General features: G+C 33.5%; 14 protein-coding genes. All 14 read right to left on the reverse strand.

The features are described from left to right. Nucleotides 1–182: 182 nt before the first annotated feature. Nucleotides 183–1007: an AraC family transcriptional regulator gene (locus tag AC4PHM_RS05700; RefSeq protein WP_492019941.1), complete on the reverse strand. Its 825-nt coding sequence runs from the start codon at nt 1005–1007 to the stop codon at nt 183–185. 382 nt (nt 1008–1389) lie between these two features. After that, the gene (galE, locus tag AC4PHM_RS05705) at nt 1390–2433 is read right to left on the reverse strand and encodes a UDP-glucose 4-epimerase GalE (protein ID WP_492019942.1); all 1044 of its coding nucleotides are present in this window, start codon (nt 2431–2433) and stop codon (nt 1390–1392) included. A gap of 480 nt (nt 2434–2913) precedes the next feature. After that, on the reverse strand, nt 2914–4017 hold the full coding sequence (wecB, locus tag AC4PHM_RS05710; RefSeq protein WP_492019943.1) for a non-hydrolyzing UDP-N-acetylglucosamine 2-epimerase: 1104 nt from the start codon (nt 4015–4017) through the stop codon (nt 2914–2916). Between the two features lie 368 nt (nt 4018–4385). Then, nucleotides 4386–4967: a serine O-acetyltransferase gene (locus AC4PHM_RS05715; protein ID WP_492019944.1), complete on the reverse strand. Its 582-nt coding sequence runs from the start codon at nt 4965–4967 to the stop codon at nt 4386–4388. A 559-nt stretch (nt 4968–5526) separates the two neighbouring features. Further along, nucleotides 5527–7026 (reverse strand): lipopolysaccharide biosynthesis protein, encoded by a 1500-nt coding sequence (locus tag AC4PHM_RS05720; protein WP_492019945.1) that lies wholly within the window; start codon nt 7024–7026, stop codon nt 5527–5529. Nucleotides 7027–7069: 43 nt separating this feature from the next. Further along, on the reverse strand, nt 7070–8281 hold the full coding sequence (locus tag AC4PHM_RS05725) for a glycosyltransferase family 4 protein (protein ID WP_492019946.1): 1212 nt from the start codon (nt 8279–8281) through the stop codon (nt 7070–7072). Continuing rightward, complete coding sequence (locus AC4PHM_RS05730; protein WP_492019947.1) at nt 8278–9534, reverse strand: O-antigen ligase family protein; 1257 nt, start codon at nt 9532–9534, stop codon at nt 8278–8280. Before AC4PHM_RS05730 ends, AC4PHM_RS05725 begins: the two co-directional genes overlap by 4 nt. Nucleotide 9535: 1 nt before the next feature. Beyond that, nucleotides 9536–10684: a glycosyltransferase family 4 protein gene (locus AC4PHM_RS05735; RefSeq protein ID WP_492019948.1), complete on the reverse strand. Its 1149-nt coding sequence runs from the start codon at nt 10682–10684 to the stop codon at nt 9536–9538. Continuing rightward, nucleotides 10665–11864 (reverse strand): glycosyltransferase family 4 protein, encoded by a 1200-nt coding sequence (locus tag AC4PHM_RS05740; RefSeq protein ID WP_492019949.1) that lies wholly within the window; start codon nt 11862–11864, stop codon nt 10665–10667. The genes AC4PHM_RS05735 and AC4PHM_RS05740 overlap by 20 nt, the downstream gene beginning before the upstream one ends. Continuing rightward, nucleotides 11854–13017 carry a glycosyltransferase gene (locus AC4PHM_RS05745; protein WP_492019950.1) on the reverse strand — a complete coding sequence of 388 codons (1164 nt, stop codon included), beginning with the start codon at nt 13015–13017 and terminating at the stop codon, nt 11854–11856. Before AC4PHM_RS05745 ends, AC4PHM_RS05740 begins: the two co-directional genes overlap by 11 nt. A gap of 11 nt (nt 13018–13028) precedes the next feature. After that, nucleotides 13029–14126, reverse strand: coding sequence for a glycosyltransferase family 4 protein (locus tag AC4PHM_RS05750; protein WP_492019952.1), 1098 nt, complete (start codon nt 14124–14126; stop codon nt 13029–13031). A 24-nt stretch (nt 14127–14150) separates the two neighbouring features. Then, nucleotides 14151–14777, reverse strand: a complete 627-nt coding sequence (locus tag AC4PHM_RS05755; protein ID WP_492019953.1) for an acetyltransferase — start codon at nt 14775–14777, stop codon at nt 14151–14153. Nucleotides 14778–14827: 50 nt separating this feature from the next. Next, nucleotides 14828–15487 carry a sugar transferase gene (locus AC4PHM_RS05760; RefSeq protein ID WP_492019954.1) on the reverse strand — a complete coding sequence of 220 codons (660 nt, stop codon included), beginning with the start codon at nt 15485–15487 and terminating at the stop codon, nt 14828–14830. Nucleotides 15488–15497: 10 nt separating this feature from the next. Beyond that, the gene (locus AC4PHM_RS05765) at nt 15498–16613 is read right to left on the reverse strand and encodes a DegT/DnrJ/EryC1/StrS family aminotransferase (RefSeq protein WP_492019955.1); all 1116 of its coding nucleotides are present in this window, start codon (nt 16611–16613) and stop codon (nt 15498–15500) included. Nucleotides 16614–16942 lie beyond the last annotated feature (329 nt).

Genomic DNA, 16942 nt, shown 5'->3' on the forward strand with positions numbered 1-16942 from the left:
CTCATATTTCCTATAGATAGGTTTGTCGATCAATTCCCACTACTTCCATAATTCTGCCTAAACAAAAGTAGATGAGGAAGTTGTCTTTGCTAAACACAGCGACTGCAGACTTTTCAACTTTGCTTTGCTGACAGCGTTCCTAAAATCTTCGCACACTGACAGGTACGGAAAGTCCATCTCCTTCACAATTTACTTCTTGAGATCACAAGATCCCTATAGGCACCGGGTGAAATCCCAATAAAGGTCGTAAAAAAGCGGGTGAAATGGCTCTGGTCAGAGAATCCAGTTTGAAATGCGGCCTCCACCGGCATAACGCCTTCTTCAAGCAACTTCTTCGCAGTATTGATTCTAACGTTAATCAGATATCGATAAGGGGTAATCCCTTTATATTTTGTAAATGCCCTCATGAGCGTCGACTTACTCAAGGTGACATGTTGGCAAATTTGCTCCAAAGAAATATGATCTCGAAAATGAACATCTATAAACTCGCTGGCTCTTTCAACTTCTTGCTGACACTTTGATTCACTGCCTTCAACCGCCTGGCTGAATTGTGACAACAACGTGGTCACCATAAAGAACAAGCTTTCTTCTTTTTCAATCTCGCAAAAGTCATTGGAAACCATCATAAATAAATTGTTGAGATCATAATTCAATGCCCCATCACGAACAATCGTTTGTGTGAAGACCGGAAGATACCGCTGCCCCGAAACCTTCAGCATCAGTTCCTCCATCACCTCCGGACGAATGATGAATCCCCTGTAAATAACCTTTTCATCCCCTTTTGATATAAAGGTATGATTATCCTTGGGATTCATCAAAATAAGATCTCCACTCGAGAATGTATGGTCTTGATTCTTACAAGACACTAAACATTCCCCCTGCTCAATATAGCCAATGGTATAATGCTCATGAAAATGATTGGGAAAAGACAGAACACTCCCCTCCAGCTGATAGGCTTCTATCTGCAGATATTCGTCATAAAATGATGTGAAGATCTCCCTCTTCATTGTTTCCACCTCCTCGCAACATCATTATACTACAGCACTTCTGAGGACGTATTGTATAATATCTTCATTTTTTAATCCAAAGATTGACACCGCCAGTCGTGTTAGAAAGCGACTGACCTCAGAAATAAAATATTTCTGCCGATGGTCATCATAACCTTCACTTCACCAATGTTAAATTATGGAAGCGACATACTTTTTATTACCCACCGTCAATGGACAATGGGTAGGGTTGAATTGTAGATCAATTTTCGAAACTTCACCGTTTGAAGCTGGCACCACGAAAGAAGATGAGGTTGTTGTTTTTGCTGAGAAGAAGCAATGGCAGGATTTTCAAATTTGTTTGACGTTACATTCTTGATTAAGGTGCCTGGTACGGGCCGTCTTATTTCCCCTTCTCAAACCCCCAAGCATCCCTCACCATGTCCTCAATCCCAAGCTCCGCCTTCCACCCAAGCTCCCGCTCAGCCTTAGAAGCGTCAGCATAACACACAGCAATATCTCCAGGCCGCCTTCCAACGATCTGATAAGGCACCTCAACCCCATTAACCTTTATAAACGCATTTACCAGCTCCAGCACAGACGTCCCTTTCCCCGTTCCCAGATTATACACCGAGGCGCCCTTTGAATTCACTGATCCCTCTTTATTTGAAGCGTCTACGCCTTCCGCAGCCACCTCACCCATCTTCTCTATCGCCTTCACATGCCCCTTGGCAAGATCCACCACATGAATATAGTCCCTAACCCCGGTCCCATCCACTGTATCATAATCATTCCCGAAAACACTGAGTCTAGGCAGCACACCCTTAGCCACCCTCGTCACAAACGGCATCAGGTTGTTCGGTATCCCATTCGGATCCTCCCCAATCAGCCCGCTCTCATGCGCCCCCACCGGATTGAAATACCGCAGCAGCGTCACCTCAAAGCCTGGATTTGCGACCGCTGTATCAGCCAAAATCCGCTCGCTCATGGCCTTTGTTTCGCCGTAAGAGTTCGTGGTCCTCCTGAGCTCAAGATCCTCCCGCAGCGGCGACGGCTGCTCCCCATACACCGTTGCCGATGAACTAAACACAAACTTCCCCACCCCATACTTCAGGCACAGCCGACTGAGCACCATGGTCGACACGAGGTTGTTGAAATAGTACTCCAGCGGCTTCTCCACCGACTCGCCCACGGCCTTCAGCCCAGCGAAATGAATCACGCCATCGATCTGATGGTCCTTAAACACCCTTTCCGTCTGATCCGCATCCGTCACATCGATCTGATAGAACGTCGGTTTGATGCCTGTGATCTGATGTAACTTATCCAGAACCTCCAGCTTAGAGTTGACCAGATTATCCGCTATGATCACGCTATGATTGTTTTTTATAAGCTCCACGACCGTATGGCTGCCAATAAAGCCAAGGCCGCCGGTAACTAAGATATTCATATGGTTAGGATCCTCCTTGAATCAATAATAAGCCAGAGCCAAGACTCCGCCGATGGTTCCCATTCCTCACTCTCCACCAGTATATCAAAATTATGGAAGTGGCGTCTCTTTTTTAACCCATTATCTAATGGTCGACAATGGGTTAAGGTTGAATTGTAAAACAATTTCATCAATTTCATGATTTGTACTTGGCACCGAAAAACTTGTTTTTAAAAGTCTTTCTCTGTAAAGGTTGATATCGCTAGGTTTTTAAGCAAACAACTTCTTCAACTTCACTGACGGTGACAGGTACGGGTACATCCATAAAGTTTTTTTGTCAGAACTAAGTGATTGCAGACTTTTCAAATTTATTTGACGTTAGCATTCCGAAAATCGTTCCAGATACGGGCACATCCGTTAGTGTTCCGAAAAACGGACAGGTAAGAGCTCGTTTATATATTTTGTGGTTTATTTGTAAAATATTGTTGTCACGAAGAATTATCACAACAAAAGTTTAGTTTCCAAAATATCAGCAATTCTCTTACTGGCAAAACCATCTCCATAGGGATTGCTTGCTTTACACATCTTCTCATACTCATCCTGATCTTCAAGTAATTGCTTAAATGATTTGTAGATATTTACTTCGTCCGTACCTACTAGCTTAAGGGTTCCAGCAGCAATCCCTTCCGGTCTTTCGGTTGTATCTCTCATTACCAGTACAGGCTTACCTAAACTTGGAGCTTCTTCTTGAATTCCACCACTGTCAGTTAAGATCAGATGCGACCTAAACAAGAAATTGTGAAAATCTAATACTTCAAGTGGTTCAATTATTCTAATCCTATCTGTATCTCCGAGAATCTTATGAGCTGCTTCTCTAACAACTGGATTCATATGTATCGGGTAGATTGCTTTAATATCAGAAGTTTCGTCAATGATTCTTTTTATAGCCCTGAACATATTTTTCATAGGTTCGCCTAGGTTCTCTCTTCTATGAGCAGTAATCATAATCAATCTACTATCCGCAGCCCAATCTAAATGTTCATGACTGTAATCATCACGAACAGTTGTCTTTAGAGCATCAATTGCAGTATTGCCTGTCACATAAATGGTTTCAGGATTCTTACCTTCTTTAAGTAGATTCTCTTTTGACATCTCAGTTGGAGAAAAGTTGAAATCTGATACAATGCCAACTGCTTGTCTATTGAACTCCTCTGGATAAGGTGAGTAAATATTATATGTTCTCAGTCCAGCTTCAACATGTCCAACTGGAATCTGAAGGTAAAAACAAGCTAATGCAGTAACAAAGGTTGTTGATGTATCTCCGTGAACTAACACCACATCTGGTTTAACCTCTTCAAGTACTCCTTTCATTTTCTCGAGAATATTGATTGTAACATCAAATAGTGTCTGATTCGCCTTCATTATTGATAGATCATAATGAGGGACTACATCAAACGCAGTTAAAACCTGATCAAGCATTTCCCTATGTTGACCCGTCACACAAACAAATGTGTTAAGTTTTTCTCTTGTCTTAAGTTCCTTTACCAATGGGCACATCTTTATTGCTTCAGGTCTGGTACCAAAGACCACCAAAACATTTTTCATTTAACTAACCTCTCATATATAAATATTTAATTGTTTTAAGAAGCAAGCTTCGACTTATTCAGGTTCTCTCCCCATGTTATCCCTAAACATCTCAATATCGCCCCGCTTTGTCATTCTGCTAAACTCCCGTTGAGACTTCGACTGTGAGCATCTCACACAGCAACATCTCTACCTTTTCTATTGTCAATATCATAAGATCCTCGAATCACACAAATACAATTAGTCAATGGTCCTATTCAAAACGGACATTTCAACCTATTGTCCCTCACTTGTATACAAATATAAAACATCAATCAACCTCGTCCAACTTCACAATAGATGCAAAATACCATCTTTTCATATCTCAAACTTCAAAAATTTCAAACACTTTATTCGTTATTTGATTTTAAAATTATCTGACTCCGATTTTCAGCGCTTCTTAACGCATGGGCTCTATCAACACGATTAACAATATGTGCAGGCGCTCCTGCTACAATTAAATTATGTTCAATATCTTTTGTCGCGACACTGTTTGCTCCAACAGAAACATTGTCGCCAATAACAATAGGTCCTAATACACAAGCTCCAGAAAAAACCGTTACATTATTTCCAATTATTGGCATCGTTTTTCCATTCACACTACGGTCTCTACCGCCTATTGTTACATTTTGAAAACATTCAAAATTATTTCCAATCTCAACAGCACTTCCAATTACGATACCAACAGAATGAGCTATTACAAAACCTTTCCCAATTTTTGCACAGGGCGAAATATCTGCACTAAATAATATTATACCTATAGCCCTTGTTATTGCTGGTATATAAGGAATACCTTTTTTAAAAAAATAATTTCCAATTCTATGTAACAGCACCAAATAGAAAGTATGCAAAGTAAAAAAGCCTTTTATAGTACTGGATATATTCATATTATAGTTTTTGTAGTCATGCGAAATGTTCATAAATTTGTTCACAAATTTTACCCCTTTTTCCTCTATTGTTATATTATTCATTTACTATTGTTTAACTTCAATATTTTTCAGACCGTGAGGATAATCATTCACGTGGTTTAGAAATTAATAAGAAATTCTATATGAGCCACTTATTTAGTAACATACTAAAATTAGAAAATTAGAAATACAAATGATTATTTCGCTGTAAAAGCATCACTGATTCGCACCATGAGCATCATCGATACACACTTCAGGCAGTAGTAATTACAAAATCAGGGCATCACTTTCACTTTTAGTTTAACTTGAGACAAATTAAGCCCCCCCATAGCAGATCAGTAGCCTCATAGGGGGATTGAGACACTAACTTTAACCTACATGATCAAATATGTGAATTAGGTCAAAATACCAGGATGATGCTCAAGCGTGAACTGGTGATGCTCAAACGCGAATCGGTGATGTCCTGACCTCGAAATAATCAAATAAATAATCATCACGTATTAGATCGAATCATGTGACTAAAATGTTTTTAAAATTTTGAAAGTAATTAATTAATCATTTTTCAGAAAAGTCTATTTCTAATTTAATTAAAAATAGACCTAAGCCGCTTAGCTACTTTTATAATTGAATCTTTTTCGAATATAAAGTTAATTAATAATGTAATTAGCCCAACTATTATGCAAATTATAATTGAAACTTTCATCCAAGAATATAAATTATCTGCTTTGACAATCAATACAGTCCTAGATGACATAATTGCCATAACTAATATTAATAACATTCTAATTATCCTTTGAATTGTGTACCTAAATTCAAATCCCGTTATCCTTTTAGCATAAAATAAATCAATCGAACGATAACATAATCCTACCAAACTCCCTATCAGTGCTCCTTTTAAACCAAATTTTATCACAAATGGAACTGATATGATAATAGTTAATAATGCTTCAATTATCGCTCTTATTCTAGTTTCTTTAAAGTGACCAGCAGAAATAATAATAGTGGTTTGAGGTACCTTCCAACTTGTCAACAATCCATTTAAAGTAAATAAAAGCAAAATTGAGTAATCTGCATAACTTATATCAGTTATACCATTAGTGTAAATTTCTAAAAAAGAAATTCCTAATATTAAAACACAAGAGTAAATAACAGAAATTATTAAATAATATAGAAATTCATATTGGGAGTATGCTTCTTTTAGGTTTCTTTTATCATCATTGGCAATCAAGTCACCAAATGCCGCAGTAAATCCGTTACCAAAAACACTTACTAACATATTAATTCCAGTAAAAATTATTAAATAAATAGAATATATGCTAACGTTGTTTAAATCTGTGAATATTGTTAGCAATAAAACTGGGGTGTTTGAAACCACCATTCCAGATAATTGATGCAAAACAACATCATTTCGTTTAGATAATGCCGAATTAAGCGGTTCAACACTAAAATTTAAATATGAGAAGTGTCGTTTTGAATATAATATTATAATTAAAGCATTTAGAATATTAGAAATTAGCGCAACAAAATACACAATAGAAATATCAAGTTGAAAATTGAATAAGAACATTAAAATTGCCGTATTAACAATCACATAAATAGTACGAGCAATCGAAAGTATATACCCTCGTTGTGACGCAATTAAAAGAACCGTATAACTTCCGACAAAAAAAAAGTTGATTATTCCGGATATTCCAATAGATAGAGTTAAAAAGACAATTGTAAAAAGGTTTATTTCTTCTTTAATAATTAATAATGGATAAATTATTGTTATTACTAAAAGAAATCCAGAGAATATGAGACCGATTTTCATATATGCTTTTCTAGTTGCAGATAAAATTCCGTTAATAGTATCAAAGTCCTTATCCGCTAGCGGTTTATATAAAGTATAAATGATTGCTCCACTTAGTCCCAATTCAAAAATATATAGATAACTAATAAACTGAGTGATAGAAGTTTTAAGTCCATTAATAGGTGAACCATAAGTTATTATTATTAATCTTGGAATTATCATTCCAGAAATAAATGTTACTACTTGTAGCATTAAAGCTGCGACTGTGTTATACAAGGATCGTTTTGCTCTCATTATATCAACTCGATTTTTTCATTTTTATGAATTTTAGTATTAATTATTCGCATACTGTATATTCAAATTCAATTAAGTATTTTTTTGCTGCCTCAACATGTGAATGAAATTTTTCAACATAGTTTCTCGCATTTTTTTGAATATCATTATAGAATAATGAATCACTAAATAATTTTTCTAATGCATCTGCAATTTCCTGTGGATTACCTTCATCAACTAATATTCCTGTACAATTATTCTCAATTAGTTGAGCTAATCCACCAATGTTGCTAGCTATTGTCGGGACTCCACTTGCCATAGATTCTAATGCTGATATCGAAGTTGCCTCTTGAAGCCCATTTACAGTTATAGATGGCACTATTGATACATCCGAAAGAATTAAAATTTCCTTCACTTCGTTCTTGTTTTTAGAACCAAGCAATTTGATTTTCTGTTCAAGTTTATGTACCTTTATATATTCAATTATATGCGACTTCTCGGGTCCATCGCCAACAATTAATAGCAAATAATCATTTTGAATTATTTGCATTGCTTTAACTGCTATCATCACCCCATTTTTTTCTACAAGTCTTCTTGTACAGACAATTACTTTTTCATTTGCATTTATATGATACTTTTCACGCAATAATTTTTTTTGTTCAGTTTTACTTATATTGTAATATTTTGTGTTTGTGAAGTTTAATATTGTTTTTACAAATTCATTCTTAATAGCACCCGGTTTGTAATATTTTTGTATTTGTTCCTTAACGTGTTTTTCTATCCTACTATCAACTGTTATAATTCTATTAGCTAATTCAAGTGCCTTAAGCTCATGATTTAAAATTTTATTATATATTCTTTCACTTTTACCTACTGCATTACTGTCTAATGATAATTCCAGACCAAAATAAGTGTGCATTGTTAATATACACGGAATTTTATTAATACTTATTAAATTTCTAATATAATATACAATTTCTGCATCTTGTGCTGAAATAATATCTACTTTATTTTTAAAGCAATAATTAGTGATTACTCTTTTTAAAAAATATCCATAAATATTTCTCACAAGGTAAATATATAATGGTTTTGATATAAATCTAATAGGTATCAAAAATAATTTTGTTAATATTATTTTATATTCTTGAATATTTGATATCGATATTACACTTACCTCATTTTCTATTTCTTTAAGCCCTTCAATCAAATCAGAAATATGAGTTGATTTACCACCAAAATGCGGATAATTATCTGATGTAACAATTAAAATATTCATCTCATTGCTCCTTTTGTACTTTTCCAATTCGCTTTTACCAACAAATTGTGTTTTATGTCAATTTCAAACAAACCCAAAATTACAAAGTATATTAACGCAATTGTAGGTTCTGTAAAAGTATCTTGAGACATTCCTGCTAAAATCATGTAAAAAGTTGTATATAAAGTAATTTTACTAAAAAAATTATGTTTGTAATTATATATTCGATTGAAAATTTTCAAAAGAATAAGAGCATAAATTATGAAACCAATTATTCCACTCCAAAATAGAATATTAATGAATTGATTATCTGCAGTTTCAATTATATAACCTAATTTTGAAGTAACTAGTAACATATTAAAATTTCCAAATCCAGAACCAAAAAATAACAATGTAATTTTATTAAATAATAAGTTCATACAAATTACCAGTGTATTTAATCTAGCTGAGGCACTTGCATCATAAATAATTTGACTGCTTAAAGTGTTGGCCAGTCTTTGATATGAATATGGAAAGAATCCTTCAATCAATTGGAGGATGTTAGGACTGAAAATCAATATTAATATAAGACTCATTGTTCCTATCAGAATTCTTTTATAGGAAACAATTGTAACCTTCATACTCATAAAAAATCTAATAAGATATAGTACAATCAAGGCGAGTATAGCTCCCCTTGAGGATGTAGCTATTATTAAGCCTATCATAAGTCCCAAACTTAAAAAATAAAATAACTTGTTTTTAACTTTATTCTTATATTCAACTTGTACAATAACTATTAAAGATAAAAACATACCTAATACATTTGGGTTTAATGTACCAGAAAATCTGTCAAAATTTAACGTTGAAATTAATTCATTAAAATTGATTGTAATGTAAGCAAATATTGATATTAAAAAAATATTTATTATAATTTTAATACTATTGATATTCAGATTATCAGCCATATATACTGGAATTAGTATGATAGTTAACCATCTTTTTGAATAATTTAATAATGAACTTGTTAATGACGAATTGTGTAATAACGTACCTATCATATTAAATATTAAAATTAGTATAGATAGGCCAAAAATCTGAAAATAAAATTTGTTGTAATCTCCAATATATTTTCTTCGTTTAATCTGATTAATTAATGTATTCAAAAACATCAGTAATATGGCAAAATCAGAAAGAGTAAAATTGTAACCTTGGATAACGAATATTTGCAAATAAAAGAACTTAGATATTATAATTAGCAGCACCGGAAATATCTTTAAAGCAGATATAAAAGTCATTTTATTTCTCCAATAATTCAATTATTTTTAATATTTTTCCACTTTGGACTTCAGAAGTAAAGTTCTTTATCAATTTATTGTGCCCATTTATACCCATTTTTGATCCAACATTTCTATTTTCGTATAAATATATCAGTTTATTCTTTAAATCACTCACATCGCCCTTTTTAAAAAGCAAGCCTGTTAAATTATCATCTATGACTTCTGGTATTCCTCCAATATTTGATCCAATTGCGGGTTTTTTCATTAGCATACTTTCAAGCAATACCATGCCAAAGCTCTCTTCTAAGGAAGGTAACACCAAAACATCTGAGTCAATTATATATTTTAATACATCAGACTTAAATCCATGGAACTTTACAATATCACTGTTTATTTTATTTGCTTCATTTAAAATTTTATAATAGTAATCTTGATAAGCAGTATTTATTTCTCCAACGATATCTAAAGAACAAATATATCCCTCTTCTATCATACTATTTATTGCATCAATTAATATATGGACACCCTTTATCGGTTGAATCGTCCCAACAAATAAAACATTAAATTTCTCAAACTTTTTATCTTGATGATGTTTTTCTATTAATATTTTTGATATTTTATTATCTATTCCATTATATACTACATCAATCTTACCTGGATCTATACCAGCTTCTAAAAGAATATTTCTAGTAGCATTTGAAACAGCAATAATTCGTTCTGCATTTTTTATAAAACACTTCATTATGTAACTAATATCTTTTACAGATCCATAACCATGTGAATGATAAACATATCTTTTCTTGTTTATCTTTTTTAATGCATAAGCAAAAATGATTTCTTTTTTACCACTGACGTATATTAAATCAATCGAATTACGTTCGACAAAATTTGATAACTTTAAAAGATAATTTAGATATTTATGTCCATTTCGTAATAAAATCAACAAATTTGATAAAATATTCTTATTCCACCCTAACACTGATGGTGCATTAATTGGCATATTCATTACTTTCAAATTGCAATCCTCAGCTAATGTTTTGTCAAAAGTGTGGACATAGGGATCTACAAAATAAACCTCGTGTTTCATTGAAATATAAGGAAGTATATTTTTATATACTGCTTGAACTCCCCCAACTGATGTAATAAATTCAATAATTAATATTTTCATTTTTTTCTCCGTGATTTTTTAAGACTTCATGAAATAGTTCAAGTTGTTTTTCAAAAGAAAATAAGTTTGCAGTATTTAGACTTTGAATTGCAAATTCATGTCTTATGCATTTGTTTTCTTTAACATAATTTAAAACTTTAATAATCTCATCTACATTTCCTGGTTCAAAAAGCATTCCATTCACACCATTTTTTATAATTTCAGGTATCCCTCCTACTTTTGATGCAAGTACAGGCAATCCCATTGACATTGCCTCAATAATGACTAATGGAAATCCTTCAGAATATGATGGTAGAATCAAATAATCATATTTCTTAAACGTATCAAATAATGTTTTTCCCCAGCTTAAGTATCCCATGAAATTTACTCTATTTTCAAGTTGTCTGTCATGCACCATACCTTTAATTTGTTCTTCTTGAATACCTGATCCAATTATATCTAATGTAACAAATTCACATTTTTGAATAGCACAAATCAAGTCATTTAATCCTTTTTCTGGTGATATTCTTCCTACAAATAATAAACTTAATTTTTTATCGTCTAGTTTGCCTTCGCAATGAAATACATCAGCAACTGAACTGATATCTTTTCTACTAAGTCTATTTTCATTAATTACTTCAGCGATGGCCTTTCCATATTGGTACTTATCTTGTAGATTTTGAGAAACGTATAATTGAATGTCAGCCTTATTTACGATTTTCTTATATAAATATTTTTGAATTTTTTCTAATTGTTTCATTAAAATACTATCTCTTACAAGACTCATACATTCTATATCTCCAACCATATGAGTTATTAATAACTTCTTTTCATAATTAACAAGCAGACCTGCAATATATGAATTGAAAAAATTGAATTTCAAATAAATAGTATCTGCAAGATAAGTGTTAAATTTAATTACTTTAATAATTTTTAAAATATTCAATAAGTATCCACTAAGTCCAGGATTTGATTCCCAAACCCCATCAAATTTTATATCAATATTTTTGATATCAGTATTTATTTTATAAAATTCACCACATTCTTTGATATTATACAGACGACCAACGAATGTCCACTGACTAACTTCGCCAAAATTTTTAATTATCTCTTCAGGAAATGAAGCAGTGGTATACCAACAATTATCAGGTGTTTTATAGAATTTTTGATCACTAATATAAGCTATTCTCTTAGTTTTCATTTCTTTCATCGTCCTCTGTTAAAATATCTTCATATAAATTCAGCAACCTCTGTTCCATTTTTAACCAACTGTATTTATCATTGTAAAGTTTGTTTGCAACTATTTTTATCTTTCCCCAATTTCCTTTATTTTTCTCTAATTTTAATAATGCTTCTTTAAAGCTGTTCTTATTATAAGATATAACTTCTCCAAGTCCATATTTTTCAACTACATCTGCCATGCCTGTTTCTTTTACCATGATTAATGGTTTTCCCAACATTAGTGCTTCATAAAATTTATTAGGCGCAGCAAAGTAGTGATTATCAATAGTTGGATCGTAAATAGCCAACATAACATTGCACATATTCTCTAATTCTAACGTTTTATAATATGATAATTTCCCGTAATAAATTATATTATTATAACTTTTAGCTAAGTTTATAAAATAATCTTCATATTTACCAAAACCTCCAATATGAAGTTCCCACTTGAAATTATCTTTTACAACATCTGCCATCTCATGCAAAAAACGATAATCTTGTAGTATTCCAACATAGACTAATTTTAATTTATTGCAATCATTATTATTGTCTGTGTCATATTGATCAAATTGATATGGACTATTATGAATTATTGCTAATTTCTTAGGAATGCTTCCTTTAATTTGCTCTTTTCGTTTCTCTGAACAGATTATAGTACCATCGGCATAATTAATAATTTTATACTGCAAATTCACAATATACTTTTTCATTGCTTTAAATTTTCCAACCGGGTTTGAGTATAAAAAATCAAATATATCAAATATCAATTTCTTTCTTAGAAATTTAGAACAAATGAAAGCTACATACGCAGTATCAAAATCACAAGCATGTATAACAGTGTATTTTGTTCTGTTTTCGATCAACCATTTAACAATTGATATCTGAAACAGCATATACGGTTTTAGATTTTTGAAACCTTCTCCATAAGTCGCGGGAATACCCAATCTATAAATTTTAACCCTACTATCTGGTAGTTCTAAAATTGATTCACTAATCCTTTTCTTTGAATTTCGATCCCATGCTAAAACATTAATATTATATCCAGCTTTGGCGAGGCTATTAACTTCTTTTTCTACTCTTGAATCAGGATTCACTGGATTGGAACGCAAAAATACAATATTCTTGTTCTTCATTCATTGTACCCCTAGCTTTTGAAATATATTTGCTTTAACAAAACTAAAACTTTTTTAACATCAAATAACTTTGTTTTTTCTTTGTTGAAATTTCCATAATTATAATTATTTAATTTTATGTCTTGAATTTTTTTTGCAATATTATCAACATCTCTTGGTTTAATTAGAAATCCACCTTTTCCATCTTCAATTAAATCTGAATTTCCTCTGATTCTAGAACATATTACTGGCAACCCATTTGCCATAGCCTCCATCAAAGCAACAGATAATCCTTCTCTAAATGAAGGAAAGACAAATATATCACTGATCTTACAAATCTCAGGGATATCATTTCTAAATCCTAATAAATGCACTTGCTTTTCAATTCCTAGTTTTTTGCTTAGATCTCTTAAATATCTGCCTAATTGCCCTTGTCCACAAATTATATAGTGAATATCAGGATTATCTATCTTAGCTATGGCATTAATAACAACTTTATGGTTTTTATTTTTATTTAGCTCTCCTACTGACAAAACAACAAATACATTTTTAGTCAACCCTAATTCGCTTCGTTTTAAATCTCTCTCAACCACTACCGAGTTAAACCTTTTTAAGTCAATCCCAACCCCCGGAATATACTCCACTCTTTTGGCCCTAAATTCACGCTTAGCTCTCTCATAATCTTCTTGGTTAATGGTAATTAAAGTATCTGTATATCTAGCGAGCCATTTCTCAACTGGGTAGTACATGAGCCAATTTCGAATAGGAGCACCTTTAAAGAAGTGAAAGCCATGTGCTGTGTAAAACACTTTTACACAGCTTAGTTTTCTACATGCTAACCTCACAATTGCTGAAGCAATAGGTGTATGCGTATGTACTATGTCATATGATTCAGAAGTGATAATACCTTTTAGTTTTTTATACGCTTTCAGATTACCTTTCCTTAATGGAGATCTCTGCAATGGTATTTCATATACTTTGCATCCCATTTCAAATATTTCATGTTTAACTTCTTGTTCTATATTAAAGGCGACATCAACGTGATGCCCTTCATCAATTAGCATCTTAATATGAGGAATCAAAAATGCATTAACTGTATTTGAAATTGTAGTGACATATAATATCTTCATTTCAAATTCTCCAATCAGATACATTTAATCTATCTTATTTACCGGAACCCCAACATATGTCCCAGACGCTATAATATCCTTAACCACCACAGCTCCAGCACCAACTTTGCAGCCACTGCAGATGTTTACGTTATTGCATACAATACTTCCTATACCTAGCCAGGTTCCCTTTCCGACTCTTACAGTCCCAGCCAAACTAGTTCCAGGAGAAATATGCACATAATCTTCAAGTAAATTATCATGATCTAGGCTAGAACTCGTGTTGATGATACAACCCTTACCGATTGTACATGAGCTGTTAATTACAACTCCTGCCATTACAGCTGTACCAATACCCACCTCAACATCAGTACCAATAACTGCACTAGGATGAATCAAGTTAACTACATTTAACCCTTCCTCGATCAATTTCTCTTGCACTTTTTCTCGAACAGCATTGTTTCCAATAGCAACAAAGAAATCAGCTTCATCTTTATATTTAAAAGCATCAGTAGTCTTACCGATGACTTCTAGCCCCATGGATGTCTTAATATTCTCGTCATCATCGAGGAAAGCGATGCTTTGCCACTTATTCATTTTTATTGCGATGTCAGCGAGAACCTTTCCGTGTCCACTGGCACCTATAATAATTAATTTGTCATTCATCAACATTACATTCCTCTCTGAAGTAATAAATGTATGATTGCATAAATCCCAAAATGTTAATTTTTAACTTTACTTCCGTTAAAGGGCTCCATCGTAACAGCTGTTTGTGAACTGATACCTTCCCTAACAAATACCTTCTTTATAGTAAGAAAGATAATCTTCCAATCGCCGATAAAACTAACATTATCTACATACTCAACATCAAGATTAAACTTATCTTCCCAGCTAATGGCATTACGCCCATTAACTTGAGCGTGTCCCGAAAGACCAGGCCTCACTTCATGTCTTCTCTTTTGATGATCATTATAGAGTTCTAAGTACTGAATAAGTAACGGCCTCGGCCCAACAATACTCATATCGCCTTTAAGGATGTTGTAGAGCTCCGGTAGCTCATCTAAAGAAGTAGACCTTAGCAACCTGCCAAACTTAGTAAGCCTCACTGAGTCTGGTAGTAACTCACCATTCTCATCCTTCTCATCCGTCATAGTTCTGAACTTATACATAGCAAAGATCTTCTCATTAAGCCCAGGTCGTTTCTGCTTAAACAGCACTGGACTACCAATCTTCAATTTAACAAGAATCGCAATGATTATAAGCACAGGACTTAACACAATAATTGCCATCAAAGACAAAAAAAAGTCCATTGGTCTTTTAAGGAGTCTTCTGTATATGCCTTTTTTCAGCCTTGCATCTTCTCTAACTTTACTCTCAGTCATCTCAACCACTCTATTTCCATAATGATTTTACGATCCCACATATTCTCTCAAGATCCTTATCCGTCATCTTCGTATCAGAAGGCAAGCACACACCATTCTCAAACAACTTCTCACTCACATCTGAACCCACATAATCAAACTCAGCAAAGAACGGCTGCATGTGCATTGGCTTCCAAACAGGTCTTGATTCAATGTTCTCTTTCTCCAGCGACTCCATAACATCAAGAGGTCTTACTGCACCATTCAACGTCATCACGCTCAACCAATAGTTTGGTTCATTCCAGTCATTGATAGGCATGAACTCGGCACCCTCTAATTGACCAAGCTCTCTCTTATAAAACTCAAAGATATATTTCTTCTTAGTCACTCTCTGATCTAATACCTTTAGTTGCCCTCTACCGATACCAGCAACAACATTGCTCATACGATAATTAAAACCCAATTCACTATGTTGATAGTGCCTTGCTGCGTCTCTACTTTGAGTTGACCAGAAGCGTACTTTTTTTATCTTCTCTTCATCATCAGAAACAAGCATACCACCACCCGAAGTAGTGATGATCTTATTCCCGTTGAAGCTAAATACACCATACTGCCCAAATGTGCCTGTATGATTTCCTTTATATAATGTCCCAAGACTTTCTGCAGCATCTTCGATCAAGACAGCATTGTATTTCTTGCACATTTCAATGATCTTGTCCATGTCAGCAGATAAGCCATAAAGGTGAACAACCAAAACCGCTTTTACTTTGTCGCCATACTTAATAAAAGCAGTCTCTAGTGCATTAGGATCCATGTTCCAAGTCTCATAATCGCTATCTATAAATACCGGTGTGGCATTCTGGTAAATGATTGGATTAGCCGTTGCTGAGAAGGTCAGACTCTGACAGAGTACAATATCTCCTTCTCCTACTCCCGCAGATTTAAGAGCAAGATGAATTGCCCCAGTTCCTGATGTTAATGCTGCAGCATGTTTTGATCCGACTTTGGCAGCAACCTCTTTTTCAAATTCATTTACATTAGGACCTAGAGGTGCAATCCAATTTGTATCGAAAGCCTCTTTTACAAATTCCATTTCATAACCTTCATCACTCATGTGTGGTGATGATAACCAAATTTTCTCTGACATATTCAAATCAGCCTCCTACATTAAAATTGGTCATTTAGTGCTTACCTGATCAAAGATAATTGAATGATCAGAGAACCGCTAAGTGGCCAAGTTTCAGTTTTATCCCTGTATATTAATAGTGTATCTGTATACCTACACGGCATTTCCCACCATCGACCTAGCAATAGCAACGATTTAAGAACGCATCCTTATACGATACTAACGTCGCTCAAACCATCCAACCTAAGATCTTTTAATGCCCCCAAACTTCAATTTCTACATTTTCACTTAACTCAAGTTACATCCTCGACTTCACATAACACAAAATAGCAAATGTTCTAAATTGTTCA

It is taken from the genome of Acidaminobacter sp. QWL-03 (assembly GCF_058683855.1).

What these genes read in the sequence shown, in the direction of transcription:
- AC4PHM_RS05720 (WP_492019945.1), bottom strand. Translation starts at nt 7,026, where the DNA reads ATGAGAGCAAAACGATCCTTGTATAACACAGTCGCAGCTTTAATGCTA.
- AC4PHM_RS05740 (WP_492019949.1), bottom strand. Translation starts at nt 11,864, where the DNA reads ATGAAAACTAAGAGAATAGCTTATATTAGTGATCAAAAATTCTATAAA.
- AC4PHM_RS05730 (WP_492019947.1), bottom strand. Translation starts at nt 9,534, where the DNA reads ATGACTTTTATATCTGCTTTAAAGATATTTCCGGTGCTGCTAATTATA.
- AC4PHM_RS05725 (WP_492019946.1), bottom strand. Translation starts at nt 8,281, where the DNA reads ATGAATATTTTAATTGTTACATCAGATAATTATCCGCATTTTGGTGGT.
- AC4PHM_RS05700 (WP_492019941.1), bottom strand. Translation starts at nt 1,007, where the DNA reads ATGAAGAGGGAGATCTTCACATCATTTTATGACGAATATCTGCAGATA.
- AC4PHM_RS05765 (WP_492019955.1), bottom strand. Translation starts at nt 16,613, where the DNA reads ATGTCAGAGAAAATTTGGTTATCATCACCACACATGAGTGATGAAGGT.
- wecB (WP_492019943.1), bottom strand. Translation starts at nt 4,017, where the DNA reads ATGAAAAATGTTTTGGTGGTCTTTGGTACCAGACCTGAAGCAATAAAG.
- AC4PHM_RS05735 (WP_492019948.1), bottom strand. Translation starts at nt 10,684, where the DNA reads ATGAAAATATTAATTATTGAATTTATTACATCAGTTGGGGGAGTTCAA.
- AC4PHM_RS05760 (WP_492019954.1), bottom strand. Translation starts at nt 15,487, where the DNA reads ATGACTGAGAGTAAAGTTAGAGAAGATGCAAGGCTGAAAAAAGGCATA.
- AC4PHM_RS05755 (WP_492019953.1), bottom strand. Translation starts at nt 14,777, where the DNA reads ATGTTGATGAATGACAAATTAATTATTATAGGTGCCAGTGGACACGGA.
- AC4PHM_RS05745 (WP_492019950.1), bottom strand. Translation starts at nt 13,017, where the DNA reads ATGAAGAACAAGAATATTGTATTTTTGCGTTCCAATCCAGTGAATCCT.
- AC4PHM_RS05750 (WP_492019952.1), bottom strand. Translation starts at nt 14,126, where the DNA reads ATGAAGATATTATATGTCACTACAATTTCAAATACAGTTAATGCATTT.
- galE (WP_492019942.1), bottom strand. Translation starts at nt 2,433, where the DNA reads ATGAATATCTTAGTTACCGGCGGCCTTGGCTTTATTGGCAGCCATACG.